Source organism: Methylobacterium cerastii, from assembly GCF_022179125.1.
GTDB lineage: Bacteria > Pseudomonadota > Alphaproteobacteria > Rhizobiales > Beijerinckiaceae > Methylobacterium > Methylobacterium cerastii.
Genome location: NZ_BPQG01000025.1, coordinates 1 through 21,582, shown reverse-complemented (window position 1 = coordinate 21,582; position 21,582 = coordinate 1). Strand labels below are relative to the sequence as shown.

24 protein-coding genes and 1 pseudogene are annotated in these 21,582 nt (G+C 71.3%); 13 read left to right on the top strand and 12 right to left on the bottom strand.

Going from position 1 to position 21,582, the window contains the following annotated elements:
* Positions 1 to 5 precede the first annotated feature (5 nt).
* Positions 6 to 1,217: an efflux RND transporter periplasmic adaptor subunit gene (locus MFF13_RS08635; protein WP_147828524.1), complete on the bottom strand. Its 1,212-nt coding sequence runs from the start codon at positions 1,215 to 1,217 to the stop codon at positions 6 to 8.
* 190 nt (positions 1,218 to 1,407) lie between these two features.
* Here MFF13_RS08635 and MFF13_RS08630 point away from each other — a divergent pair, with 190 nt between their 5' ends.
* Complete coding sequence (locus tag MFF13_RS08630; RefSeq protein ID WP_147828523.1) at positions 1,408 to 1,590, top strand: hypothetical protein; 183 nt, start codon at positions 1,408 to 1,410, stop codon at positions 1,588 to 1,590.
* Positions 1,591 to 1,693: 103 nt separating this feature from the next.
* Here the strand turns inward: MFF13_RS08630 and MFF13_RS08625 are convergent, their stop codons facing one another.
* A complete protein-coding gene (locus tag MFF13_RS08625; RefSeq protein ID WP_147828522.1) occupies positions 1,694 to 2,926 on the bottom strand; it encodes an NAD(P)/FAD-dependent oxidoreductase in 1,233 nt (410 codons plus the stop codon).
* Positions 2,923 to 3,885 (bottom strand): LysR family transcriptional regulator, encoded by a 963-nt coding sequence (locus tag MFF13_RS08620; protein ID WP_147761967.1) that lies wholly within the window; start codon positions 3,883 to 3,885, stop codon positions 2,923 to 2,925. The genes MFF13_RS08625 and MFF13_RS08620 overlap by 4 nt, the downstream gene beginning before the upstream one ends.
* 188 nt (positions 3,886 to 4,073) lie before the next feature.
* Between MFF13_RS08620 and MFF13_RS08615 the strand changes: the two genes are divergently transcribed.
* The 4 genes from MFF13_RS08615 (at position 4,074) to MFF13_RS08600 (ending at position 7,567) form a co-directional block, all read left to right on the top strand.
* Positions 4,074 to 5,132 carry a class 1 fructose-bisphosphatase gene (locus MFF13_RS08615; RefSeq protein WP_147828521.1) on the top strand — a complete coding sequence of 353 codons (1,059 nt, stop codon included), beginning with the start codon at positions 4,074 to 4,076 and terminating at the stop codon, positions 5,130 to 5,132.
* Between the two features lie 25 nt (positions 5,133 to 5,157).
* Positions 5,158 to 6,018 (top strand): phosphoribulokinase, encoded by an 861-nt coding sequence (locus MFF13_RS08610; RefSeq protein ID WP_147828520.1) that lies wholly within the window; start codon positions 5,158 to 5,160, stop codon positions 6,016 to 6,018.
* Positions 6,019 to 6,126: 108 nt separating this feature from the next.
* Positions 6,127 to 6,813 carry a ribulose-phosphate 3-epimerase gene (gene rpe, locus MFF13_RS08605; RefSeq protein WP_147828519.1) on the top strand — a complete coding sequence of 229 codons (687 nt, stop codon included), beginning with the start codon at positions 6,127 to 6,129 and terminating at the stop codon, positions 6,811 to 6,813.
* A 10-nt stretch (positions 6,814 to 6,823) separates the two neighbouring features.
* Positions 6,824 to 7,567, top strand: coding sequence for an HAD-IA family hydrolase (locus MFF13_RS08600; RefSeq protein ID WP_147828518.1), 744 nt, complete (start codon positions 6,824 to 6,826; stop codon positions 7,565 to 7,567).
* 4 nt (positions 7,568 to 7,571) lie between these two features.
* Here MFF13_RS08600 and MFF13_RS08595 read toward each other — a convergent pair whose 3' ends face one another.
* Positions 7,572 to 7,805, bottom strand: a complete 234-nt coding sequence (locus MFF13_RS08595) for a hypothetical protein (RefSeq protein ID WP_238271883.1) — start codon at positions 7,803 to 7,805, stop codon at positions 7,572 to 7,574.
* Positions 7,806 to 7,981: 176 nt separating this feature from the next.
* On the opposite strand from MFF13_RS08595, the gene MFF13_RS08590 reads away from it, so the two are divergent.
* Positions 7,982 to 8,728 carry a YebC/PmpR family DNA-binding transcriptional regulator gene (locus MFF13_RS08590; protein ID WP_147752348.1) on the top strand — a complete coding sequence of 249 codons (747 nt, stop codon included), beginning with the start codon at positions 7,982 to 7,984 and terminating at the stop codon, positions 8,726 to 8,728.
* Between the two features lie 10 nt (positions 8,729 to 8,738).
* Here MFF13_RS08590 and MFF13_RS08585 read toward each other — a convergent pair whose 3' ends face one another.
* On the bottom strand, positions 8,739 to 9,029 hold the full coding sequence (locus MFF13_RS08585) for a hypothetical protein (protein ID WP_147761963.1): 291 nt from the start codon (positions 9,027 to 9,029) through the stop codon (positions 8,739 to 8,741).
* A gap of 181 nt (positions 9,030 to 9,210) precedes the next feature.
* Between MFF13_RS08585 and ruvC the strand changes: the two genes are divergently transcribed.
* Positions 9,211 to 9,774 (top strand): crossover junction endodeoxyribonuclease RuvC, encoded by a 564-nt coding sequence (gene ruvC, locus MFF13_RS08580; RefSeq protein WP_147752346.1) that lies wholly within the window; start codon positions 9,211 to 9,213, stop codon positions 9,772 to 9,774.
* 5 nt (positions 9,775 to 9,779) lie between these two features.
* On the opposite strand, the gene MFF13_RS08575 is transcribed toward ruvC, so the two are convergent.
* Entirely contained in the window at positions 9,780 to 10,391 is a 612-nt protein-coding gene (locus MFF13_RS08575) for a YceI family protein (RefSeq protein WP_238271881.1), read from the bottom strand.
* Positions 10,392 to 10,557: 166 nt separating this feature from the next.
* Between MFF13_RS08575 and ruvA the strand changes: the two genes are divergently transcribed.
* The 3 genes from ruvA to bfr all read left to right on the top strand — a co-directional run bounded on the left by ruvA (position 10,558) and on the right by bfr (position 12,243).
* Positions 10,558 to 11,175 carry a Holliday junction branch migration protein RuvA gene (gene ruvA, locus MFF13_RS08570; protein ID WP_147752344.1) on the top strand — a complete coding sequence of 206 codons (618 nt, stop codon included), beginning with the start codon at positions 10,558 to 10,560 and terminating at the stop codon, positions 11,173 to 11,175.
* Positions 11,176 to 11,417: 242 nt separating this feature from the next.
* The gene (locus MFF13_RS08565) at positions 11,418 to 11,696 is read left to right on the top strand and encodes a (2Fe-2S)-binding protein (RefSeq protein WP_147752343.1); all 279 of its coding nucleotides are present in this window, start codon (positions 11,418 to 11,420) and stop codon (positions 11,694 to 11,696) included.
* 49 nt (positions 11,697 to 11,745) lie between these two features.
* On the top strand, positions 11,746 to 12,243 hold the full coding sequence (gene bfr / locus MFF13_RS08560) for a bacterioferritin (RefSeq protein ID WP_147761960.1): 498 nt from the start codon (positions 11,746 to 11,748) through the stop codon (positions 12,241 to 12,243).
* 41 nt (positions 12,244 to 12,284) lie between these two features.
* Here bfr and MFF13_RS08555 read toward each other — a convergent pair whose 3' ends face one another.
* Positions 12,285 to 12,914, bottom strand: coding sequence for a pyridoxamine 5'-phosphate oxidase family protein (locus tag MFF13_RS08555; protein WP_281407950.1), 630 nt, complete (start codon positions 12,912 to 12,914; stop codon positions 12,285 to 12,287).
* A 198-nt stretch (positions 12,915 to 13,112) separates the two neighbouring features.
* Between MFF13_RS08555 and MFF13_RS08550 the strand changes: the two are divergent.
* Positions 13,113 to 14,104: pseudogene (locus MFF13_RS08550) on the top strand (NAD(P)H-dependent flavin oxidoreductase).
* Here MFF13_RS08550 and MFF13_RS08545 read toward each other — a convergent pair.
* From MFF13_RS08545 to MFF13_RS08525, 5 genes are all read right to left on the bottom strand, one after another.
* Positions 14,089 to 15,282, bottom strand: coding sequence for a GGDEF domain-containing protein (locus MFF13_RS08545; RefSeq protein ID WP_147828514.1), 1,194 nt, complete (start codon positions 15,280 to 15,282; stop codon positions 14,089 to 14,091). The pseudogene MFF13_RS08550 and the gene MFF13_RS08545 sit on opposite strands and share 16 nt — an antisense overlap.
* A 228-nt stretch (positions 15,283 to 15,510) precedes the next feature.
* Positions 15,511 to 16,809 carry an HlyC/CorC family transporter gene (locus MFF13_RS08540; protein WP_147828513.1) on the bottom strand — a complete coding sequence of 433 codons (1,299 nt, stop codon included), beginning with the start codon at positions 16,807 to 16,809 and terminating at the stop codon, positions 15,511 to 15,513.
* 152 nt (positions 16,810 to 16,961) lie between these two features.
* Complete coding sequence (locus tag MFF13_RS08535; RefSeq protein ID WP_147828512.1) at positions 16,962 to 18,221, bottom strand: glycosyltransferase family 87 protein; 1,260 nt, start codon at positions 18,219 to 18,221, stop codon at positions 16,962 to 16,964.
* An 80-nt stretch (positions 18,222 to 18,301) separates the two neighbouring features.
* Positions 18,302 to 19,420: a 3-dehydroquinate synthase gene (aroB, locus tag MFF13_RS08530; RefSeq protein WP_147828511.1), complete on the bottom strand. Its 1,119-nt coding sequence runs from the start codon at positions 19,418 to 19,420 to the stop codon at positions 18,302 to 18,304.
* A gap of 7 nt (positions 19,421 to 19,427) precedes the next feature.
* Positions 19,428 to 20,033: a shikimate kinase gene (locus MFF13_RS08525; RefSeq protein WP_147752335.1), complete on the bottom strand. Its 606-nt coding sequence runs from the start codon at positions 20,031 to 20,033 to the stop codon at positions 19,428 to 19,430.
* A gap of 320 nt (positions 20,034 to 20,353) precedes the next feature.
* On the opposite strand from MFF13_RS08525, the gene MFF13_RS08520 reads away from it, so the two are divergent.
* Both MFF13_RS08520 and MFF13_RS08515 read left to right on the top strand, forming a co-directional pair.
* Positions 20,354 to 20,506: a histidine kinase gene (locus MFF13_RS08520; protein ID WP_147752334.1), complete on the top strand. Its 153-nt coding sequence runs from the start codon at positions 20,354 to 20,356 to the stop codon at positions 20,504 to 20,506.
* Entirely contained in the window at positions 20,503 to 21,489 is a 987-nt protein-coding gene (locus MFF13_RS08515) for a site-specific tyrosine recombinase XerD (protein WP_281407949.1), read from the top strand. Before MFF13_RS08520 ends, MFF13_RS08515 begins: the two co-directional genes overlap by 4 nt.
* Positions 21,490 to 21,582 lie beyond the last annotated feature (93 nt).

The following is a 21,582-nucleotide window of genomic DNA, read 5'->3' as shown; positions in this document are numbered from 1 at the left end:
CGGCCCTACCGCGCCGTCGCGTCGGCGAGCGGCGTCACGGCCTCGGGCGGCACGGCCCGTACCCGGTCGCCGTCGCGCAGGAAGCTTCCGGCGCGGGCGACGACGGCCTCCCCGGCGGACAGGCCGCTGCGGATTTCCGAGAAGCCGGCGGCGGACAGGCCGGGCATCACCTTGCGGGCCTCGACCCGCCCGTCCTTCGCCACGAGGACGCCGGCGCTGCCGTCGGCCGAGAACAGCAGGCTTGAGACCGGCACCGCGACGCCGGTGCGGCGGGCGACCTCGACGGTGCCGCGGCCGAAGGCGCCGATGCGCAGGGCCGGGTCGTCGCCGAGCGCGATGCGGACCTTGCCGAGGCGCGTCGTCCGGTCGACCTCCGGGTAGACCCGGCGGACCTTGCCGACGATCTGGCGTCCGTCCTCCAGATCGAGGCGGGCGGGGTCGCCGACCATGATCCGCGGCAGCCAGGTCTCCGGCACCTCGCCTTCGAGCTCGATCTCACCCCGGGCGATCAGGCGGAACAGCGGCTCGCCGACGGCGGTCGCGGTGCCGCCGACGCGGGCGGTGCGGCGGTTGACGATGCCGGCCTCGGGTGCACGGATCGCCGTGCGGGCACGCCTCAGCGCGATCTCGGTCCCGGCGGCCTTCGCGGTGGCGAGGTCGGCCTCGGAGGCTTGCAAGCCACCGCGGGCGGAGGCGAGCCGGCCGTCGGCGCCCTGGGCGGCGGAGACGCGCTGCTCAAGGATCGCGGCGGTGCCGTTCCCGGTCTTGATCAGGGTCTGGGCGCGTTCCAGCGACAGCCGCGCCTCGGTCTGCGCGGCTTCCGCCTGGACGATCTGGCTCTTCGCCTGGACGATCGCGGCCTCGGCGCGGGCGATGGCCGCGACGTTCGAGGCCTCCTGCGTCGCGATCATCTCGGTCGAGAGCCGCGCGAGCACTTGGCCGGCGGCGACGCGGTCGCCCTCCTCCACCAGAAGCTGGATGATGCGGAAGCCCTCGATCTCGGGCGAGACCAAAATCTCGTCGCGGGGCACCAGCGTGCCGGTGATCACCGCGCGCTCGACGATCTCGCGGGTCTCGGCCGGCACGACGCTGATCGCCGGCGCGATGGCCTGCGCCTCGGGCACGGCGGCGGTCTCGACCGCGTCGGCGGGCGCGGCGCCCGCGCACAGGACCGCCGCGAGGCCGGCGACACGCAGGGCGGCAACGAAGGATGGCATCACGGAGGTGGTCCAGCTGGCAGGCGCGGGCACGCCCGAGCCGGTCGTGTCGCAGCGCAGCCCGGCGTTTTGATGGCACGGACCGGTCGGCCCACGCGCGAAGTGGAGGCTTGAAAATAGACCGCGGAATACCGGCAACCGGGCCGCATTCAGCACGTTAAGCTTTCATCACCACACCCGCGGGGCTGCCATGAGCATCTTCCAGATTCGTCAGACCAAGAACGGCGTCGTCCTGTGGACCGGCTCGGCCGAGAACGAGGCGACCGCCCTCGACGCGATGGCGCGCGAGGCCGGATACCGCGACTTCCTCGCGCTGCCGGAATCGGTGCGCGGCAACGGGCTCGAAGCGGCCCGGCTCGACCTGATTTCCTGAAGACGCCGCGCCTGCGACGGTAGACCTGTCCCTGGCGGCTCACGCCGCATCAGCCAAAAAACGTTCGACCTCGCCCGGCCCGACCGCGCGGGGTCGATGCGTCTTAAGCCATCGCGAAAAGCTTGAGGTCGAACGTCGGGTCGGCGGCCTGAGCCGGGGTCGGCGTGCGGCCGGCGCCGAGGATGCGGCGGGCGATCATGTGGTCGCCCGCGCGGTTGATCGACTCGACTGCGACCAAGCGCTCGCCGCGGTAGCGGAAGACCGAGAACGCCTCGCCCTCCCCGCGCCGGACGGACTGGTCCGACGGGCCGGACAAGCCGGCGATCTGGAGCTTGAAGCGGCCCTGGTCGCTCCAGAACCACGGTAGCGCCGCGTAGGCCGCGGGGCGCCCGGTGAGGCGGGCGGCGAGGCACCGGCCCTGGTCGATCGCGTTCTGCACCGATTCGATCCGCACGGTGCCGTCGGCGGACAGACCGGCGGCGAAGACGCTCGGGTGGCGGGTGCAATCGCCGACGGCCGAGATGGCGGGGTCGTCCGTGCCGAGGAAGGCGTCGACGCGGATGCCGTCGGCGACCGACAGGCCGGCCTCCGCGGCGAGCTCCTGGTTCGGCAACACGCCAATGCCGACCACGACGAGGTCGGCCGGCATTTCCTGCCCGTCCGAGAGGCGGATGGCGACGGCGCGGCCCCCCTCCCCCGTGATCGCGACGACGCCGGCGCCGAAGGCGAAGCGGACGCCGAGGTTTTCGTGCGCAACGCGGAAGAACGCCCCGGTTTCCCCCGAGACCGCGCGCGCCATCGGCCGGTCTGCTGCCTCGATCAGGGTCACGTCGAGGCCGCGGGTCGCGGCGACGGCCGCGAATTCGAGGCCGATGAAGCCGGCGCCGACCACGACGACGCGTCGCGCGGTCTCGAGGGCGGCGCGCAGGGCGTCCGCGTCGGCGAGGTCGCGCAGCTGGCGCACGCCCGGCAGGTCGGCGCCCGGCACCGGCAGCGGGCGGTTGCGCGCGCCGGTGGCGAGGACGAGGTGGCCGTAGGCGAGGTCGCTTCCGTCGCCGAGCCGCAGCGTCCGCGCCTCCCGGTCGATCGCGACGGCGCGGGTCCCCGAACGGACCGCGATGCGGTGCTCGGCGAAGTAGGCGTCGGGCCGCAATCTCAGACCCTCGGCGTCGGCCTTGCCGGCGAGGTAGGCCTTCGACAGCGGCGGCCGCTGATACGGCAGGCCCGGCTCGTCGCCGACGATCGTGACGGGGTCGGCGAACCCGGCCTCCCGCAGGGACGCGGCGACCTGGAAGCCCGCCTGCCCGCCCCCGACGACGACGAGGCCGGCGCTCACGCCCGAGCTCCGGCGCCGACCGAGGCGAGCGCGCCCGCGCCGAGCAGGTCGACGCCCGGGAGCCAGCGGGCGCCGTCCTGCATCAGGTACTCCCAGAACGCGGCGGCGGCCGGCCCCAGGACCTTGTCGGCCCGGCGAACCGCGTACCAGTCGCGCCGGATCGGCAGGCCCTGCACGTCGAGGAGCACGAGGCGGCCGGCCTCGACTTCGGCGGCGACCGTGTGGGCGGAGAGCAGCGCGATCCCGAGGCCGGCCATCACCGCCTGCTTGATCGTCTCGTTCGAACCGGAATCGATCCCGAGCTTCGCCCGCTTGATGATGATGCCGTTCATGAACTCCTCGAACACCGTGCGGGTGCCCGAGCCGTCCTCGCGCACGAGGTAGGCCTCCTCGGCGATGTCGGCCTTGGTCAGCCCGCGGCGGCCGGCGAGCGGGTGGTTCGGGTCGGCGATCAGCACCAGCGGGTGCGGCCCGAAGATCTCGGCCTCGATCGCGAAGTCGCGCGGCGGCCGGCCCATGATCGCGAAGTCGATCTCGTAGTTGCGCAGGGCCTCGACCGTGTTGCCGCGGTTGCGCACCGAGAGGTTGATCTCGACGCCGGTGTGGCTCTTGACGAATCCGGCGATCACCTGCGGCGCGAAGTACTTGGCGGTGGAGACCACGCCCAGCGTCACCCGGCCGCCGGCGCCGCCCTTGAGGATGCGGAGCTTGTCGGCGCAGGTCTCGAGCACGGTGTTGATGCTGTCGATCGCCCAGAGCATCTCGCGCCCCGCATCGGTCGGCTTCAGGCCGGTCGGCGTCCGGTCGAACAGCAGCAGGCCCGCCTCCTCCTCCAATTGTCGGATGCGGGCGTACAGAGCCGCCGAGGTCACGTTGAGCTCTTGGGCGGCCCGCGTCATGGTGCCGAGCCTGGCCACCGCGGCGACCGCCTGAAGTTGCTTGAGAGACAGGTTGCGCATGCGCTGTTTTTAGTTTTTTTGTAATCGGCCGCAAGAAGTTTTAGATTTCTTGGCCCCGCCCTGCACCGCTCCCTGGTGAACGGCCGGGCCCGTGCGGTATCCTGCCGACCGTCCGGCGGGTAAAGCGTGCGGCGGGCGCCGGCTCCGGATGGCGGGCGCAACGAGATTCTGGGCGGAGGGGCAAGCGGATGTCGATAGGTTCACCGGCACTCGGATCGCGGCTCGATGCATGCCTCGCCGCCGCCGTCGCGGCGGAGCCGCACTTGGCCGACACCGCCGCCGTGATCGCCGCGATCGCGGCCGCGTCGATCGACATCAGCGAGGTCATCGGGCGCGGGGCGCTCGGCGGCGACCTCGCGGCGGCGGGCGAGCACAACAGCGACGGCGACGTGCAGAAGGCGCTCGACGTGATCGCCCACCAGCGCGTCACCGAGGCGCTGCAGGCCGCGCCGGTCGCCGAGGTCGCCTCCGAGGAGGCCGAGGGCGTGATGCACCTCAACGCCGGGGCGCCGCTCGCGGTCGCGATCGACCCGCTCGACGGCTCGTCGAACATCGGCGTGAACATGGCGGTCGGCACCATCTTCGGCATCCGCCCGGCGGTGACGGCAGAGGGCGACCCGATCGCCTCCTTCACCACGCCCGGCACGGCGCAGACGGCGGCGGGCTTCGTCACCTACGGCCCGGCGACGGCCCTGATCCTGACGCTCGGCCACGGCACGCAGGTCTACGTGCTCGACCGTGACCAGCGGGCCTTCCGGCTGACGCATGCCGCGCTGGAAGTGCCGGCGGCCGCCAAGGAATACGCGATCAACGCCTCGAACGCCCGGCACTGGGACGGCCCGATCAAGGCCTTCGTCGAGGATTGCCTGCGCGGCGCCGAAGGGCCGCACGACAAGGACTACAACATGCGCTGGCTCGGCTCGCTGGTGGCCGACGCGCAGCGCGTGCTGATGCGCGGCGGCGTGTTCCTGTACCCGGGCGACGGCCGCAAGGGCTACGCGCAGGGGCGCCTGCGCCTGCTCTACGAGGCCGCCCCGATCGCCATGCTGATGGAGCAGGCCGGCGCCGGCGCCACCGACGGCGAGCGCCGCATCCTCGACATCGCCGCCACCGGCATCCACGAGCGCGTGCCGCTGGTCTTCGGCTCCGTCGAGGAGGTCGCCAGCGTCGCCAAGTACTACGACGGGCGCAACCACGCCGCCGGGCGCTCCCCCCTGTTCGGCCAGCGCGGGCTGATGCGCTCGTGATCGACCCGATCGCGCGGTAGCCCCCATGTCGGCGCGGCATCCCATCATCTCGGTCACCGGCTCCTCGGGGGCCGGCACGACCTCCGTGCGCAACACCTTCGAGCAGATCTTCCGGCGCGAGGACGTCTCCGCGGTCTACATCGAGGGCGACGGCTTCCACGCGTTCGACCGGGAGACCATGCACGCGATGATGGCGGCGGAGCCGACGCTCTCGCACTTCGCGCCGCGCGCCAACCTCCTGCCCGAGTTGGAGGAGGTGTTCCGCACCTACGGCGAATCCGGGCGCGGCCGGACCCGGCACTACGTGCACGACGTCGAGGACGCCGCGCGCTACGGGCGGCCGCAGGGCAGCTTCACGGAGTGGGAGGATTTCGAGCCCGGCTCAGACCTGCTGTTCTACGAAGGCCTGCACGGCTGCGTCGTCGACCAGAGCCTGGACCTGGCCAGGTACCCCGACCTGAAGATCGGCGTCGTGCCGGTGATCAACCTCGAATGGATCCAGAAGCTGCACCGGGACCGCTCGTTCCGCGGCTACTCGACCGATGCGGTGACCGACGTGATCCTGCGGCGGATGCCGGACTACGTGCAGACGATCTGCCCGCAATTCTCGTGGACCGACATCAACTTCCAGCGGGTGCCCACCGTCGACACCTCGAACCCGTTCATCGCCCGCTGGATTCCGACGGCCGACGAATCGATGGTGGTGATCCGCTTCAAGGACCCGAAGGGCATCGACTTCTCGTACCTGCGTTCGATGCTGGAGGGCAGCTTCATGAGTCGGGCGAACTCGATCGTCATCCCGGGCGGCAAGCTCGACTTGGCGATGCAGCTCATCCTCACGCCGATCATCATGCAACTCGTCGAGCGCAAGCGGCGACTCGCCTGAACGAACGGATCGTCGCAGACGGAAGTCCGGCTGGTCAGGCCGGCCTTCCCGACCCATCATCAGCCTACGCGAGGGGTCACGTCCCCGTCGCGATTCGGAACCCGTGCCATGCCGAAGGCCATCATCGCCCCCTCGATCCTCTCGGCCGACTTCGCGCGGCTGGCCGAGGAGACCCGTGCCGTGGACGCGGCAGGCGGCGACTGGATCCACCTCGACGTGATGGACGGGCACTTCGTGCCCAACATCACCTTCGGGCCGCCGGTGGTGAAGGCGCTGCGCCCGCACTCCAGGAAGTTCTTCGACGTCCACCTGATGATCGCGCCGGCCGACCCCTATCTCGCGGCCTTCGCCGAGGCCGGCGCCGACGGCATCACCGTGCATGTCGAGGCCGGGCCGCACAGCCACCGCTCGCTCCAGACCATCCGGGGCTTGGGCAAGCGCGCCGGCATCGCGCTGAACCCCGGCACGCCCGCCGCGATGGTCGAGCCGCTCCTCGACCTCGTCGACATGGTGCTGGTGATGACGGTGAACCCGGGCTTCGGCGGCCAGAGCTTCATCGGCAGCGCGCTCGAGACGGTGGCGCGCGTGAAGGCGATGTGTGCTGGCCGCGCCATCGACATCCAGGTCGACGGCGGGGTGGACGCCGACACGGTCGGCCGCGCGGCGGCGGCCGGCGCCAACGTGTTCGTGGCCGGCAACGCGGTGTTCAAGGACGGGCCGGACCGCTACGCCGAACGGATCGCCGCGATCCGGGCCGGCGCCGAGGCCGCGGGCGGCGGATCGATCGCATGCTGATGCCGTCGTCATGCTGAAGGCGCTGATCTTCGACGTCGACGGAACGTTGGCCGAGACCGAGGACCTGCATCGCCAGGCCTTCAACCAAGCCTTTTCCGAGCTCGGCCTGTCCTGGCATTGGGACTCCGCCTGCTACGCCGACCTGCTGACCGTGATGGGCGGAAAGGAACGGCTCGCCCACTACGTCGCGACCCGGCACGGGGACGCCGCGGACCTCCGCGCCCGCATGCCGGAGATCCACACCCGCAAGACCGCGATCTACGGCGGCCTCGTCTCGGAGGGCGCGCTGGCGCTGCGCCCCGGCGTCGCCAGGCTCATCGCCGAGGCGCGGGCGGACGACGTCCGCCTCGCGATCGCCACCACGACGACCCGCGCCAACGTCGACACGCTGCTCGCGGTCAACTTCCCCGCCGGCGACCGGCCCTTCGACGTGATCGCCTCCGGCGACGAGGCGGCCCGCAAGAAGCCGGCCTCCGACATCTTCGACCTCGCGGTCCGCCGCCTCGGCATCGCGCCGTCGGAGGCGATCGCGTTCGAGGATTCCGCCGCCGGCATCCGCTCGGCGCTCGACGCCGGCCTGCCGGTGCTGGCGACGCGCAGCCGCTACACCGAAAGCCATCGCCTCGACGGCGCCTTCTCGGCGGTGTCCGACCTCGGCGAACCGGGGCATCCGCACCGGCACGTGTTCGGGGTCGCCTGGGCCGACGGGGTGGTGACGCTCGCGGGCCTGCGGGCCTGGCACGCAAGCGCCTGAGCCGTCAGTCGCGACGCGTGGGCCGGGAGCGCGGGGTGCCGCGGCCTTTCGCTTCCGTGGCGAACAGCGTCGCGCCGGCCACCAGCCCGAGAACCGCGGCCAAGCCGAGCTTCGGCCACCGGCGGCTCTCAGTACGCCGGAGATCGCGCGTGCCGTCGCCGCGGCGATCCTCGCGTTTCGCCCAGGCGTCGGCCATTTCCGCGCAGTACCTTCGTTCGGTGGTCGGGTGGGTCGTCACGTCCGTGTCGTTCCTTCGCCATGGCCGTCGCGATGCACGGCGATCGTGGGGGCCAACGTGCGAGGCGATGGTTCTTTCCGGATCGTCCAGCCCACCTGCGGCCCGCGTTGCCTCGTCGCGTTCCGCCCGCGTATAAACCGCAGAATCCCCACGACACCCAAGAAACGCGCGACGCCATGGCCGGCCATTCCCAGTTCAAGAACATCATGCACCGCAAGGGCCGGGTGGACGCCGTCCGCTCGAAGCTCTTCGGCAAGCTCGCCCGCGAGATCACCGTGGCGGCCAAGCTCGGCCTGCCCGATCCGGCGATGAACGCGCGCCTGCGCGCGGCGATCATCGCGGCGCGCGCCGAAAACGTGCCCAAGGACAACATCGAGCGCGCGATCAAGAAGGCGTCCGGCGCCGACGGCGAGACCTACGAGGAGATCCGCTACGAGGGCTACGGCCCGGGCGGCGCCGCGCTGATCGTCGAGGCGCAGACCGACAACCGCAACCGCACGGCTTCCGACGTGCGCTCGGCCTTCACCAAATCGGGCGGGAGCCTCGCCGAGACCGGCGCCGTCGCCTTCATGTTCGACCGCGTCGGCGTCATCGCGTTCCCGGCCTCGGTGGCCGACGCCGACACGATGATCGAGGCCGCGATCGAGGCCGGCGCCGACGACGTGCGCTCGGACGAGGCCGGCCACGAGATCACCTGCGCGCAGGACTCCTTCGGCGAGGTCTCGAAGGCGCTCGAAGCCCGCTTCGGCGAGCCGACCCGCACGGGCCTCGTCTGGAAGGCGCAGAACACGATCGACGTCGACGACGAGACCGGCGAGAAGCTGATCCGCCTCGTCGAGGTGATCGAGGACCAGGACGACGTGCAGAACGTCTACGTCAACTTCGCCCTGTCCGACGCGCTGGTGGCCAAGCTCGAGGCGTAAGGCTCAGGCCTCAGCGGAGCGAGACCGTCCCGCTGCGGTCGCAGCGATAGGGCGCGACGCCCACCGCCGGGTCCTGCAGCACGCGTCCGCCGGAGGCCTCGCAGCGGGTCTGGAACGAGTCGTGCGGCCCCCAGAAGCTCCAGATCGTGAACATCGGCAGCACCATCATCAGGCAGACGCTGCCGATGACCATGCCCGCCGCCCAGGCGCTGCCGCGCAAGGGCTTGGGCGGCTCCGGGCGCATCGGCGCCATCGGGGCGAGGAAGGCCAGGGTCGGCACCAGCCAGTCGAAGGTGTTCATCCGCCTGCCCCCTCGATCGCTCCGGCGCGGTTCCGGTCACGCCCCGCGCGACGGACGGTAGTTCGGCCGCGCCGAATGCGAAAGGTGCCGGCCCGCGACCGTTTGGCGAAACCGATCGTTCACGCTATGTGCTCACACAGGGCGGGCGTGGCGTTCCGGCCCCGCGCCCGAGGTCTCGCCCATGACGCCCATCCGCATCCTCGGCATCGATCCGGGCCTTCGCCGCACCGGCTGGGGCATGGTGACGGTGACCGGCGCCAAGCTCGCCTACGTCGATTGCGGCGTCGTCACCTCGGACGGCGACCTGCCGCTGGCGCTGCGCCTGCGCGAGCTGCACGAGGGCATCACCCGGATCGTGCGGGATTTCTCGCCCGACGAGGTCTCGGTGGAGGAGACCTTCGTCAACAAGGACGCGCAGGCGACGCTGAAGCTCGGCCACGCCCGCGCCATCGCCCTGCTGGTGCCGGCGCTGGCCGGCGTGCCGGTGTTCGAATACGCGGCGAACCTGATCAAGAAGTCGGTCTGCGGCTCGGGCCACGCCGAGAAGGTGCAGATCCAGGCGATGGTGCGGTTCCTGCTGCCGAAGGCCGAGTTCAAGGTCGCGGATGCGGCCGACGCGCTGGCCATCGCCATCACCCACGTCAACCATCGCGGCGCGCATGCGCTGAAGCGCGCCAACCCGCCCCCCGGCGCGGCAGGCCCCGGCGCCGCGCGGATCGCGGCGGCCCTGGCCAAGCTCGGCTGAGCCCGTCAGTTCACCGCCTTGAACTCGCCTTCGAGGCGCAGGACCACCTCGTCGCCGAGCACCGGCAGGTAGGCGTCGATGCCGAAATCCGAGCGCTTGAGCACAGCGCGGCCGTTGAAGCCCACGGTGTAGGCCTTGTCCACCGGGTGGATGCCGGCCTGGTTGAAGGTCGCGTCGAAGGCGACCGGCTTGGTGATGCCGCGCAGCGTCAGGTCGCCGGTGACCCGCGCCGTGGTCGGGCTCGTCGCCTCGACCGCGGTTGCGACGAAGGTCGCGCTCGGGAACTTCGCGGTGTCGAAGAAGTCCGGCGCCTTGAGGTGCGCGTCGAGCTTCGGGTTCACGCCTGTGACGCTGTCGGTGCCGATCGTGACCGTGAGTCGGATCTTGGCCGGGTCCCTCGGATCGAGCACCGCGTCGCCGGCGACGTCGGTGATCTGGCCGTAATAGGTCGAGAAGCCGAGATGGCTCAGCGACCACGTGATCTTGGCGTGGTCGGGATCGAGGCGGTAGGCGCCCGGCCGCACCTGCGTCGGGTCGGCGCTCGGGGCCGCGGTCTCGGCGGCCCGCGCCGGCGCGAGGGCGAGCGCGAACGCCAGGAGGAGCAGAGGTCCGCGCATCGGGATCGCCTGTGATTGTGACCGAAGGTTTCCGGGCCGTGATCTCACGAAGCTTGGCCGCCCTCAAGGCTCGTACCGCGTTGGATGCCGTGGATGGCGGCGCGGGGCCGCATTCTGTAGGCAGCGCAGATCGAGCGGGACGCGCCGCGCGGATGATCGGGATCTCATGATCGGGAAGCTCAAGGGCGTGGTCGACTCCTTCGGCGAGGACTTCGTCATCCTCGACGTGCAGGGCGTCGGCTACGTGGTGCATTGCTCGGCGCGCACGCTGCAGCGCATGCCCAAGGCCGGCGAACCGGCCGACCTCTCGATCGAGACGCATGTGCGCGAGGACATGATCCGGCTCTACGGCTTCCGCTCGGACGCCGAGCGCGAGTGGTTCCGCCTGCTCCAGACGGTGCAGGGCGTCGGCTCGAAGGTCGCGCTCGGGCTGCTCTCGGTGCTGGAGCCGCCGCAGCTCGCCTCGGCGATCGCGCTGGGCGACAAGACCGCGATCGCCCGCGCGCCCGGCGTCGGCCCGCGGCTCGCCGCCCGCCTCGTCGCGGAGCTGAAGGACAAGGCGCCGTCCTTCGCGCCCCTCGACCCGGCTTTGGTCGCGCTGGCCGGCGCGGTGGAAAACCGCTCCGCGCCCCAGCCCGTCGCGGACGCGATCTCGGCGCTGGTCAACCTCGGCTACGCCCAGCTCCAGGCCTCGGCCGCGATCGCAGCCGCCCTGCGCTCGGCCGGCGAAGGCGCCGAGACCAAGGTGCTCATCCGCCTCGGGTTGAAGGAGTTGGCGCAGTAGGCCGACGGGCCGCGCAGACGCTGGCGCGCGATGGGATCGTGCGCTCGTGATCGCCAAAGCCTTGACCGGCGCGGCGTCGGATGGCATGTGGCCCGCAAGCTAAGGTCTTGAAAACGCATAGTTTTCAAGAATTCTAAACTGGAAGGCGGTCCGACAGGGCCGGGACGGCGTACGGTGACCGGCCTCGCAGGCGTCGAGGTCGACGAAGGAAACGAGCCTCCAACCATCGGGTTTTGGATCGTATGATCGTCTGTTCCTGCAACGTCCTCTCGGACGGCGCCGTGCGCGGGTGCCTCGGCGACGGGCCCGGCTGTCCGCGCACGCCGGCCCAGGTCTACGCCTGCCTCGGCTGCAGCCCGAAATGCGGCCGATGCGCCCGCACCATCCGCGCGATCATGCAGAACGCGCTGGCCGGCGCCGCGATCGAGGCGGGACACGAGGCCCATGCCTGCGCGACGGGTTGCGCAACCGGCTGCAGTTTGGGAAAGGTCCAGCCTGCAGAGGAGGGGATCGCCGCCTGAGGCGTGGCCCGGCTTTTCCCTCGCAAGCGTCAAGGGGAGAACGGGTTTCATGAAGGGCGACATCAAGGTCATCGAGTATCTCAACCGCGGCTTGCGCAGCGAGTTGACGGCGGTGAGCCAGTACTGGCTCCACTTCCGGATGCTCAACGACTGGGGCTACATCGACCTCGCCAAGTTCTGGCGCAAGGAATCGATCGAGGAGATGAACCACGCGGACCGGTTCGTCGACCGGATCCTGTTCCTCGACGGCTTCCCCAACCTCCAGGAGCTCGATCCCTTGCGGATCGGCCAGAACGTCGAAGAGATCATCGCCTGCGATCTCGCCGCCGAGTGCGAGGCGCGCGCGCTCTACCTCGAGGCCGCCAAGTATTGCGACTCGATCAACGACCGGGTGTCGAAGCGCCTGTTCGAGGACCTGGCCGAGGACGAGGAAGGCCATATCGACTTCCTCGAGACGCAGCAGGAGCTGATCCGCCAGATCGGCCTGCCGCTCTACGCCCAGCGCCACATCGGCGGCCTGGAGCCGATCGCCCCCGAAGCCGAATGAGACCGTCGCGGGATCGCCGGTTTTCCCGGCGGTCCCGCCTCTCAATACAGCCGCGTGCGGTACGCCTCCTCGGTGGCCCGCTCGGCGTCCGCGACGCTGACGGTGCCGCCCTGCTCGGCGAGGATGCGGCCGAGGCTCGGGAAGCTCGTGCGCTCGACCCGCACCGCCGGCGACCACAGCTTGGCGCGCATCAGCGCCTTGCCGCAGTGGAAGAACATCTCCTCCACCGTCACGCGCAGACCCGTCGTCGGGACCTTGCCCTGGGCGGCCATCGGGGCAAGCAGATCCGGCGACGTGACCAGCGCCGCGCGGCCGTTGACCCGCAGGGTCTCGTCGATGCCCGGCACGAAGAAGATCAGCCCGACGCCTGGATTGCCGAGCACGTTGCCGAAGCTGTCGACGCGGTTGTTGCCGCGGCGGTCGGGGATCAGCAGCGTCGCGTCGTCGAGGATCTGGACGAAGCCCGGCGCGTCGCCCCGTGGGCTCGCGTCGGCCCGTCCCTCCACGTCCATCGAGGCCAGGACGAGGAAGGGCGAAAGCGCGATGAAGTCGCGGGCGAAGTGATCGAGCCTGGATAGAACCTTGTGCTCGGCCATCGGCCGGATCGCGCCGACATGCGCGCGCAAGGCCTCGGGCCCGTCGAGGATCGTGTCGTCGGTCGTCCCGCTCACGTCGGCATCCTCTGGTTCGGCTGGTTGCGGTCCGGTCAGCAGGAATCGGACCATGCCCTGCGTGATCGCGGAGAGCATGATCGCGCCCCGGTTCCGGGCTCCCGCGGTACGCGCCGTCACACCGGCGAAATCGGAGGTCTTGACGGGCCGTCTCCTCGGCGCTTGATCCGGCATCGGACATCGATAGGCACCAGGCGCATGACGGCTCTCGCATCGGACGACCGCCTGCCGGCGGCTTTGCGCGGCACGCTCGCGCTGCCGGTGATCGCCGCGCCGCTGTTCATCGTGTCCGGCCCCGACCTCGTGATCGCCCAATGCCTGTCCGGCATCGTCGGGTCGTTCCCGGCGCTGAACGCCCGCCCGGCCGAACTGCTCGATACCTGGCTGACGCGCATCACCACGACGCTCGCCGTGGCGCGGGCGGCGGAGCCGACCCGGACGATCGCGCCGTTCGCGGTCAACCAGATCGTGCACGCCTCGAACGACCGCCTCGCCCGGGACGTCGCCGCCTGCGTCACCCATCAGGTTCCGATCGTGATCACCTCGCTCAGGGCGCCGGACGACGTCGTGCGGCCGATCCATGGCTATGGCGGCGTCGTGTTCCACGACGTGACCACCGTCCGCCACGCCGAGAAGGCGCTGGAGGCGGGGGTGGACGGATTGATCCTGGTCTCGCCGGCGCAGGCGGCCATGCCGGCACCCTGAGCCCGTTCGCCCTCCTCGGCGAGGTGCGGCGGTTCTACGACGGGCCGATCATCCTGTCGGGTGCGATCACCACGGGCGGCGCGATCCTCGCGGCGCAAGCGATGGGCGCCGACCTCGCCTACATGGGCACCCGCTTCATCGCGACGGCGGAGGCCAACGCCGCCGACACCTACAAGACGATGATCGCCGGGAGCGCGGCGGCCGACATCCTCTACACGCCGTTCTTCACGGGCGTGCCCGGCAACTACCTCAGCCCGAGCATCCGCGCCGCCGGGCTCGATCCAGACAGCCTTCCGCAGGTCGACAAGAGCGCGATGAACTTCGGCAGCAGCCGGGTGAAGGCGTGGCGCGACGTGTGGGGCGCCGGCCAGGGCGTCGGGACCATCGAAGACGCGCCGCCCGTGGCCGAACTGGTCGAACGGCTCAAACGCGAATACGCCGCCGCGCGAACGCGCCTCGGCGCCGCGGCCTACTCGGCCGCCTGAGCCCAGGCCTTGGACCGGTCGGGGCGCGCGTCCGGCAGCTCCACGTCGGCAAGTTCCGTGCGGCTGCGGCCGTTGTGCTTGGCGCGGTAGAGCGCGAGGTCGGCCCGGCGCATCAGGGCGTCGAAATCCGCGTCTCCGGGCCGGCTCACCGCGAGGCCGATGCTGACGCCGACCCGAAGGTTCGGCAGCGTCGGCAGGCGCAGGGCGGCGAAGGCGCGGCCGAACCGCACCGCGACCCGGCGCGCCTCCTCCGGACCGTCCACCGGGATCAGGCAGGCGAACTCCTCGCCGCCGAGGCGCCCGAACACCCGCTCCGTTGGCAGCAGGGCCCGTCCCAGGGCGCAGAACGCCACCAGCACCCCGTCGCCGACCGCATGGCCGTAGGTGTCGTTCACGCGCTTGAAGTGGTCGAGGTCGAACAGCAGCAGCGCAGCCGGCGATGGCCGCGCCAGCAGCGCCTCGGCCTCCCGGACGAAGGCGCGGCGGTTGGCGATGCCGGTGAGCGGATCGATCGACGCGGCGAGCCGTTGCGACCGCTCGGCCCGCTCCTTCGTCAGCGCCATGAACGTGAAGGCGATGGCGATCGTGAACAGCATCGCGGCAAAGCACAGGATCGCCACCCAGGGCGATTGCAGGGCGTCGGGTCCCGTCGGAAGCGGAGCGATCAGCGCCGCGGGAATCCGGATGGCGTAGCAGAGCCCGTAGGCGCAGAGCAGGACCATCGCCGGATAGCGCGACACCAGCCGTTCCGCGCGCCCGCGCCAGATTTCGTAGGCGCTCGCCCCGCAGAAGCCGGCGGCGATGGACGAGGCCAGGACGACCCGCGCCGCGATCGACTCGTAGAAGCCCGGCACGAGGCAGGCCACCGCGAAGACACCGCCGCCAAGTACCGGGAGGGCGAGGCGCAGCGTCCGCCCCTCGAAAGCCCGCACGCCGCTCCAGATCAGCCCGTACACCGCGATCATGACGGCGTTGGCGACGCCGATCGAGACCCAATCGGGGATCATGCCGCGCAACGCCAGCCCGCCGGACGCGACGGCGCCGCCGAGGTGCGCGACGCCCCAGATCGCAAGCGCGCGCGTCCCGCGCGCCTGCACCCAGGAGAGCAGGAACAGCACGCCCACGAGGAACGTGAGGACGAACGTCACCAACAGGAGGGTCGGGATGTCGAGACGCATGGACGGCTTGCCGTATCCCGCAGATCACTCCGAGGTCGGGACTGCCTCTGCACCCCTGCGTCCCGAGATTTTCAACATTGTTATTCGAGGTGATAAATAACGCCTAAAGCTTCTGCCACGACGACATAAAACCTAGCGGACTTATCATAGGTTAGGCATTTTTTGTCTTCAACCTCTTGCTCGGCTCTCTCGGTCGCGCATCCTCGCGACAGCTCAGGCTTTGATACCTTACCCGTCGCCGCGCTTGTTGCCGGCGGCCTCCAACGGCGTGATCCGCAACGTGGTGATGCGGTTCTTGGACTTGCGCAGGACCTGGAAGCGGAAGCCGTGGAAGTTGAACGCGGTTCCCTGGTCGGGAATGGCGCGCGCCTCGTGGATGACGAGGCCGGCGATGGTGGTCGCCTCCTCGTCCGGCAGGTGCCAGTCCATCGCCCGGTTGAGGTCGCGGATGGGGACGCCGCCGTCGGCGTTGACCGAGCCGTCGCCCTGCGGCCGCACGCCCGAGACCGTGACGTCGTGCTCGTCGGCGATGTCGCCGACGATCTCCTCGAGGATGTCCTCCAGGGTGATCAGGCCCATCACCTCGCCGTACTCGTCGACGACGAGGGCGAAGTGGGTCTTCTTCGAGAGGAAGGCCTTGAGCTGGTCGCGCAGGCTCGTGGTGTCGGGCACGAACCAGGTCTCGAGCGCCAGCGCCTCGACCTTGAGGCCGGAGGCGTCGCCGCCGGCCGCGTCCAGCGCCCGGAGCAGGTCCTTGGCGTGCAGCACGCCGACGACGTTCTCGGTGGTGCCGCGCCACAGCGGCATCCGGGTGTAGGGCGAGGCCAGCACCTCGCGCACGATCTCCTCGGAGGGCAGGTCGGCGTTGATGATCCGCATCTTGGTGCGGTGGACCATCACCTCGGAGACGGAGAGGTCGGAGAGGTCGAGCAGGCCGCCGAGCATGTCGCGCTCGGCCTTGGCCACGCCGCCCTCCCGGTGCAGCAGCGCCACCTGCCCGCGGATCTCCTCGGTCGCCGAAAGGATCGACTGGTGGTCGCCGATGGTGACGCCGAACGGACGCAGCATCAGCCGCACCAGGCTCTCGATCGCGATCGCGGGCGGCCCCATCACCGCCACCGCGAAGGCGACGGGGCGGGCCATCAGCAGGGCGGCCTTGTCCGGCTTCGAGATGGCGAGGGTCTTCGGCAGCACCTCGGCGAAGACGATGACCAGCACCGACATGCCGACGGTGGCGTAGATCACGCCGCTCTTGCCGAAGATCGCGGTCAGCACGCTCGTCATGAAGGCCGAGGCGCCGATGGCGACGATGTTGTAGCCGATCAGCATCGCGCCGATGAAGCGCTCGCGGATCGCCAGGATGCGGTTGACGATGCCGGCCCGGGCGTCGCCCGCCTCCTCCAGCGTGTGCATCCGCGCGCGGGAGGCCGCGGTGAAGGCGGTCTCCGCGCCGGCGAAGAAGGCCGAGAGCAGCAGCGAGATCACGACGATGCTCGCGGCCAGCCAGAGGTCGGTGTGGGTTTCCATGGTTCGGAGGCTTGCGTTCCAGGCGTTGGCGGACCCCGCGCGACCGCGGCGCGGGGTCCGCCCCGTCATACGGGATTTCTCGGGCGTTGCCCGCATCCCCCCGCAGATTCACGCGGGCGCGGCCTCGCCGCGGGACTGAGCCGGCTCCGCCGTCAGGCTGGGTGCGCGACCGTCGAGACCTTGCGCGGCGGCATCGCCGGGAGGGCGCGCGCGGCGACGCAGAGCAGGGTCGCGGCGGCGAAGAGGAAGCCGAACGGGATGCCGGTCTCGTTGACGAGCGGCCGGAACGCGGCGGTGAGGGGCGCGAGGATCATCAACCCCCGCTCGTAGCCGCGAAGCCCACCCGCGCGATGGGCTGCGATGGCGAGCAGGATCGTTGCCGGGATCAGCGGCGCGAGGTCGTAGATCGGCAGGTAGAGCGAGGCCATCGGGACGCAGGCGAGCAGGGTCGCGGCGCGCAGGTGCGTGTCCGCGCAGCGGGACCAGACCCGCCACGCGAGGGCGAAGGTCGCGCCGGTGACGCCGGCCTGGAACGCCCATGCCGCAGACATGCCGCCGCCGACGAGGCGCATGGTGCCGAAGGCGCTGAAGTTGATGTCGAGGCCCGCGGCGGCATCCCGCAGGAGGAGCCGGTCCGTCTCAGACAGCGTCGTGAGAAAACTGCGCCACGGGTCGAGACCGAAGAGCGCGACGGAGGCGAGGCACAGGGCGAGCGCCGTGCCGAGGCAGGCCGCGAGCGCCTCGCGGCGTCCTGTCAGGAGCAGTACGACGGGCGCGAAGGCCGCGAGCTGCGGCTTGTACGCGACCAGCCCGAAGCACAGGCCTGCGAGCCACGGACGGCGATCGACGAGCGTCGCCCCGAGCGTCAGCAGACCCGCGGTGATGAGACCGTTCTGGCCGTATGTGAGGTTGCAGAACACCAACGGGTGGGCGAGCGCGATCAGCACCGCGTCGCGCCGCCCGGTCGCGACGAACGTGGCGGCGGTGAAGACGGCGAGCGACAGCGTCATCCACGCGAGGATCGCGACCTGCGGCGAGAGCGCGGCGAGCCCCGCCGCCGGAATCAGGAAGACCGGGGGATAATGCCACGCGAAGCGGCATTCCGGCCCGAACGCGGCGGCGAGGTTCGCGAGATGCACCGCCAGCTCGTAGGATTCGGCGGCGCGCCCTGCGAGCGCCCGCGCCCCGGCGACCCAGACCTGCGAGAGGTCGCTGCCGACGACGTCGCCAAGCCAGTTGTGCCGTGGGTCCGGACCGAAGCCGCAGGCCGCGAAAGCGAGGACGAGGGTCACGGGGGCGAGGAAGGCAGCCGCGAGCCGGGCGAAGCGCAGCAGGCGTGCGTCGTCCGTGAAGAGGCTCCGGAGGTCCGCATCGCCGCCCGGGCGCACGGCGATACCCGATGACGCGCGCATGTGCAGTGCTTCCGACCCGGCGAGGCCGACAGGATAGCGCCCGGACGGTTAACGCAGGGTGCCGGGCCCGGCGCGGCGCGTCACGCCGCCCCCAGCTCGTCCTGCAGGAACGCCCGCACCGCGTTGGTCTCGATCCCCGGGGCGATGAAGCTCTGGCCGATGCCGCGGGCGAGGATGAAGGTCAGCGCGCCGTCCTTCACCTTCTTGTCCTGGGCCATGGCGTCGAGCAGCGCGTCGGCGTCGCCGCAGCCGCCGGGCACGGCCTGGAGCGTGGTCGGCAGGCCGGCGAGCGCGAGGTGGTTGGCGACGCGGCCGGCATCCTGGCCGGGGCACAGGCCGAGGCGGGCCGAGAAGCGGAAGGCCAGCGCCAAGCCGATCGCGACGCCCTCGCCGTGGACGAGGCGGGCGGACTCGTAGCCCGTAAGCCGCTCCAGCGCGTGGCCGAAGGTGTGGCCGAGGTTCAAGAGCGCGCGCTCGCCGTCCTCGCGCTCGTCGCGGACCACGACGCCGGCCTTGGCGCGGCAGCAGATCGCCACCGCCTCGTCGCGCTCCGGGCCGCCGGAGAAGATCCCGCGCCAATGGGCCTCGCACCAGTCGAAGAACCCGGCGTCGGCGATGAGGCCGTACTTGGCGACCTCGGCGTAGCCCGCCCGCATCTCGCGCTCCGAGAGCGTGTCGAGGGTGGCCGTGTCGGCCAGCACGAGGCGGGGCTGGTGGAACGCGCCGATCAGGTTCTTGCCGAGCGGCGAGTTGATCCCGGTCTTGCCGCCGACGGAGGAATCGACCTGGGCGAGCAGGCTCGTCGGCACCTGCACGAAGCGCACGCCGCGCCGCAGGGTCGCCGCGGCGAAGCCCGCGAGGTCGCCGACCACCCCGCCGCCGAGCGCCACCACGAGGTCGCCGCGTTCGACCTTGTGCGCCAGCAGGCCGTCGCAGACCGCGGCATAGGTCGCGTAGGATTTCGAGGCCTCGCCCGGCGCCACCGCGACGAGGCCCGAGCGCAGGCCCGCGTCCTCCAGGCTCGCGCGCAAGGCGTCGCCGTAGAGCGACGCCACGGTCTCGTCGCTGACGATCACCGCCGCCTTGCCGCCCAAAGCCGCGACGCGGGCGCCGGCGCCGGCGATCAGGCCGCGGCCGATCAGGATGTCGTAGTCGCGCCCCTGGTCGAGGGGGACGTGGACGGTGAGCGGATCGGTCATGCGGGGTTCACTGCGCGGCGACCGCGCGGCTCTCGTCGGGCGGGTTGAGGTAGGCGTCGAGGGCGTCGAGCACGTCCTGCACGACGCGGTCGTGGGCGACGTCGCGGGACAGCGCGGTCACGTCGGAGCCGGCGTAGACCGGATGGCGCAGGTCCATCAGGTCGCGCATGGTCCGCTCCGGGTCCTCGGTCTGGAGCAGCGGGCGGTTGCCGCGCTTGCGCACGCGCCGCATCAGGACGTCGAGCTCGGCCTTCAGCCAGACCGAGACGCCCGATTCCGCGATCCGCGCCCGGGTCGTCTCGCGCATGAACGCGCCGCCGCCGGTGGCCAGCACCAGCGGCCCCGCCCGCAGCAGGCGCGAGATCACCCGCTCCTCGCCGTCGCGAAAACTCGGCTCGCCGTAGATCGCGAAGATGTCGGGGATGGTCAGCCCGGCGGCCGCCTCGATCTCGATGTCGGCGTCCTTGAAGATCAGGCCCAGGCGACTCGCCAGGCGTCGGCCGACGGTGCTCTTGCCCGCCCCCATCAGGCCGACGAGCACGATCGAGCGCGAGCCGAGGGCCCGGCGCAGGCGCGCTTCGATCGGATCGCCCGTCGGCTCGGGCGTGGTCATCTGAAGGGGCTCGGCATAGCTGGCAACGGACGGGCGGATCGGCGGGTGCGGGCGCGCAGGCGGCGAAGCCCCGGGTCATATACCAAGTCCGAGGGGTTATCACCCATGCGGCCCGCCTCCCTGTCCCCCTGCCCCCCGGTATCTCGGGGCAGGCGCGTTCGCCGCGTGGTCTCCGCGAATCGCGCGCGCGCTGTGTCTCCGCGGGCCTTGCCAGCGCCGCGGCGGCGTGGTGCAACCCGAGGTGCCGCAGCGCAAAACACGCACCGTTCCCGCTGCGGCCCACGTACCCTTGCGTCCGCGTGCCCCGAGGTTCGCCCCCTGTGCCGACCCTGTTTCGTTTCTTCGCCACCCTCGCGATCCTGGCAGGCCTCGTCTTCGCCGGCATGTTCGCGCTCGCGACCTTCGTGACGCCGACGCCGCGGGAGATGAGCGTCGCCATCCCCGCCTCGAAGCTCCAGCCGGGCGCTCGGTGAGGCGGGCGCGCCCGCCCGAGCCCGAACCGCGCACGCCCCCCGAGATCGCGGCCTACCTGGACATGCTGGCCGCCGAGCGCGGGGCCGCGAAGAACACCCTCGAGGCCTACCGGCGCGACCTCGACGACTATTTCGGCTACCTGGCCGACGAAGGTCTCGACCTCGCCGAGATCGAGGCGGCGGGCCTTCGCGCCTACGTGGCCTCCCTCGAGCCGCGGGGCCTGAAGCCGGCGTCGGCCGCGCGCCGGCTGTCCTGCATCCGCGGCTTCCACAAGTTCCTCTACGCCGAGGGCATGGCCGAATCCGACCCGAGCGCGCCGCTCGCCGGCCCGCGCCGGGGCCGCACGCTGCCGAAGGTGCTCTCGGTGGCCGAGGTCGACCGGCTGCTCGCGGTGGCGCGCGCGCAGGCCGACGCGGCGGATGCGGCCGAGGCGAAAGGTCCGGCCCGCCGGGCGCGGCGGATGCTGTGCCTGCTCGAACTGCTCTACGCCACAGGCCTGCGCGTCTCCGAGCTGATCGCGCTGCCGCGCTCGGCGGCGTCCACTCGCGAGCGCTACCTCGTGGTCCGCGGCAAGGGCGGGCGCGAGCGCCTGGTGCCGCTGACCGAGCTGGCGCGCGACGCGATGCGCGGGCATCTCGCCGCCTCGCCGGGCGAGTCGCCATGGCTGTTTCCCGCCGACAGCGAGAGCGGCCACCTCACCCGCCAGGCCTTCGCCCGCGACCTGAAGGCGGCGGCGGAGGCGGCAGGCCTTCGCGCCGACAAGGTCAGCCCGCACGTGCTGCGCCACGCCTTCGCGAGCCACCTGCTGCACAACGGCGCCGACCTCAGGATCGTGCAGGAGTTGCTCGGCCACGCCGACATCTCGACGACGCAGATCTACACGCACGTCCTCGACGACCGCCTCAAGTCCATGGTGCGCGACCTCCATCCGCTGATGGACGGGCCAGCTGGCCCCGAAGGCTCGCCCGAGGTGCAGCCTTAAGGTCGCCCGCGTGAACGGGCCGGCGCGAGGGTGCCGATGCGCCGGTTGCGGCGTTGACCGTCGCGGCCGCAAAGGCGGACGGCAGAGGCGGAC

What these genes read in the sequence shown, in the direction of transcription:
- MFF13_RS08635 (WP_147828524.1), bottom strand. Translation starts at nt 1,217, where the DNA reads ATGCCATCCTTCGTTGCCGCCCTGCGTGTCGCCGGCCTCGCGGCGGTC.
- MFF13_RS08630 (WP_147828523.1), top strand. Translation starts at nt 1,408, where the DNA reads ATGAGCATCTTCCAGATTCGTCAGACCAAGAACGGCGTCGTCCTGTGG.
- MFF13_RS08620 (WP_147761967.1), bottom strand. Translation starts at nt 3,885, where the DNA reads ATGCGCAACCTGTCTCTCAAGCAACTTCAGGCGGTCGCCGCGGTGGCC.
- MFF13_RS08615 (WP_147828521.1), top strand. Translation starts at nt 4,074, where the DNA reads ATGTCGATAGGTTCACCGGCACTCGGATCGCGGCTCGATGCATGCCTC.
- MFF13_RS08610 (WP_147828520.1), top strand. Translation starts at nt 5,158, where the DNA reads ATGTCGGCGCGGCATCCCATCATCTCGGTCACCGGCTCCTCGGGGGCC.
- rpe (WP_147828519.1), top strand. Translation starts at nt 6,127, where the DNA reads ATGCCGAAGGCCATCATCGCCCCCTCGATCCTCTCGGCCGACTTCGCG.
- MFF13_RS08600 (WP_147828518.1), top strand. Translation starts at nt 6,824, where the DNA reads ATGCTGAAGGCGCTGATCTTCGACGTCGACGGAACGTTGGCCGAGACC.
- MFF13_RS08590 (WP_147752348.1), top strand. Translation starts at nt 7,982, where the DNA reads ATGGCCGGCCATTCCCAGTTCAAGAACATCATGCACCGCAAGGGCCGG.
- MFF13_RS08585 (WP_147761963.1), bottom strand. Translation starts at nt 9,029, where the DNA reads ATGAACACCTTCGACTGGCTGGTGCCGACCCTGGCCTTCCTCGCCCCG.
- ruvC (WP_147752346.1), top strand. Translation starts at nt 9,211, where the DNA reads ATGACGCCCATCCGCATCCTCGGCATCGATCCGGGCCTTCGCCGCACC.
- MFF13_RS08575 (WP_238271881.1), bottom strand. Translation starts at nt 10,391, where the DNA reads ATGCGCGGACCTCTGCTCCTCCTGGCGTTCGCGCTCGCCCTCGCGCCG.
- ruvA (WP_147752344.1), top strand. Translation starts at nt 10,558, where the DNA reads ATGATCGGGAAGCTCAAGGGCGTGGTCGACTCCTTCGGCGAGGACTTC.
- MFF13_RS08565 (WP_147752343.1), top strand. Translation starts at nt 11,418, where the DNA reads ATGATCGTCTGTTCCTGCAACGTCCTCTCGGACGGCGCCGTGCGCGGG.
- bfr (WP_147761960.1), top strand. Translation starts at nt 11,746, where the DNA reads ATGAAGGGCGACATCAAGGTCATCGAGTATCTCAACCGCGGCTTGCGC.
- MFF13_RS08545 (WP_147828514.1), bottom strand. Translation starts at nt 15,282, where the DNA reads ATGCGTCTCGACATCCCGACCCTCCTGTTGGTGACGTTCGTCCTCACG.
- MFF13_RS08540 (WP_147828513.1), bottom strand. Translation starts at nt 16,809, where the DNA reads ATGGAAACCCACACCGACCTCTGGCTGGCCGCGAGCATCGTCGTGATC.
- MFF13_RS08535 (WP_147828512.1), bottom strand. Translation starts at nt 18,221, where the DNA reads ATGCGCGCGTCATCGGGTATCGCCGTGCGCCCGGGCGGCGATGCGGAC.
- aroB (WP_147828511.1), bottom strand. Translation starts at nt 19,420, where the DNA reads ATGACCGATCCGCTCACCGTCCACGTCCCCCTCGACCAGGGGCGCGAC.
- MFF13_RS08525 (WP_147752335.1), bottom strand. Translation starts at nt 20,033, where the DNA reads ATGACCACGCCCGAGCCGACGGGCGATCCGATCGAAGCGCGCCTGCGC.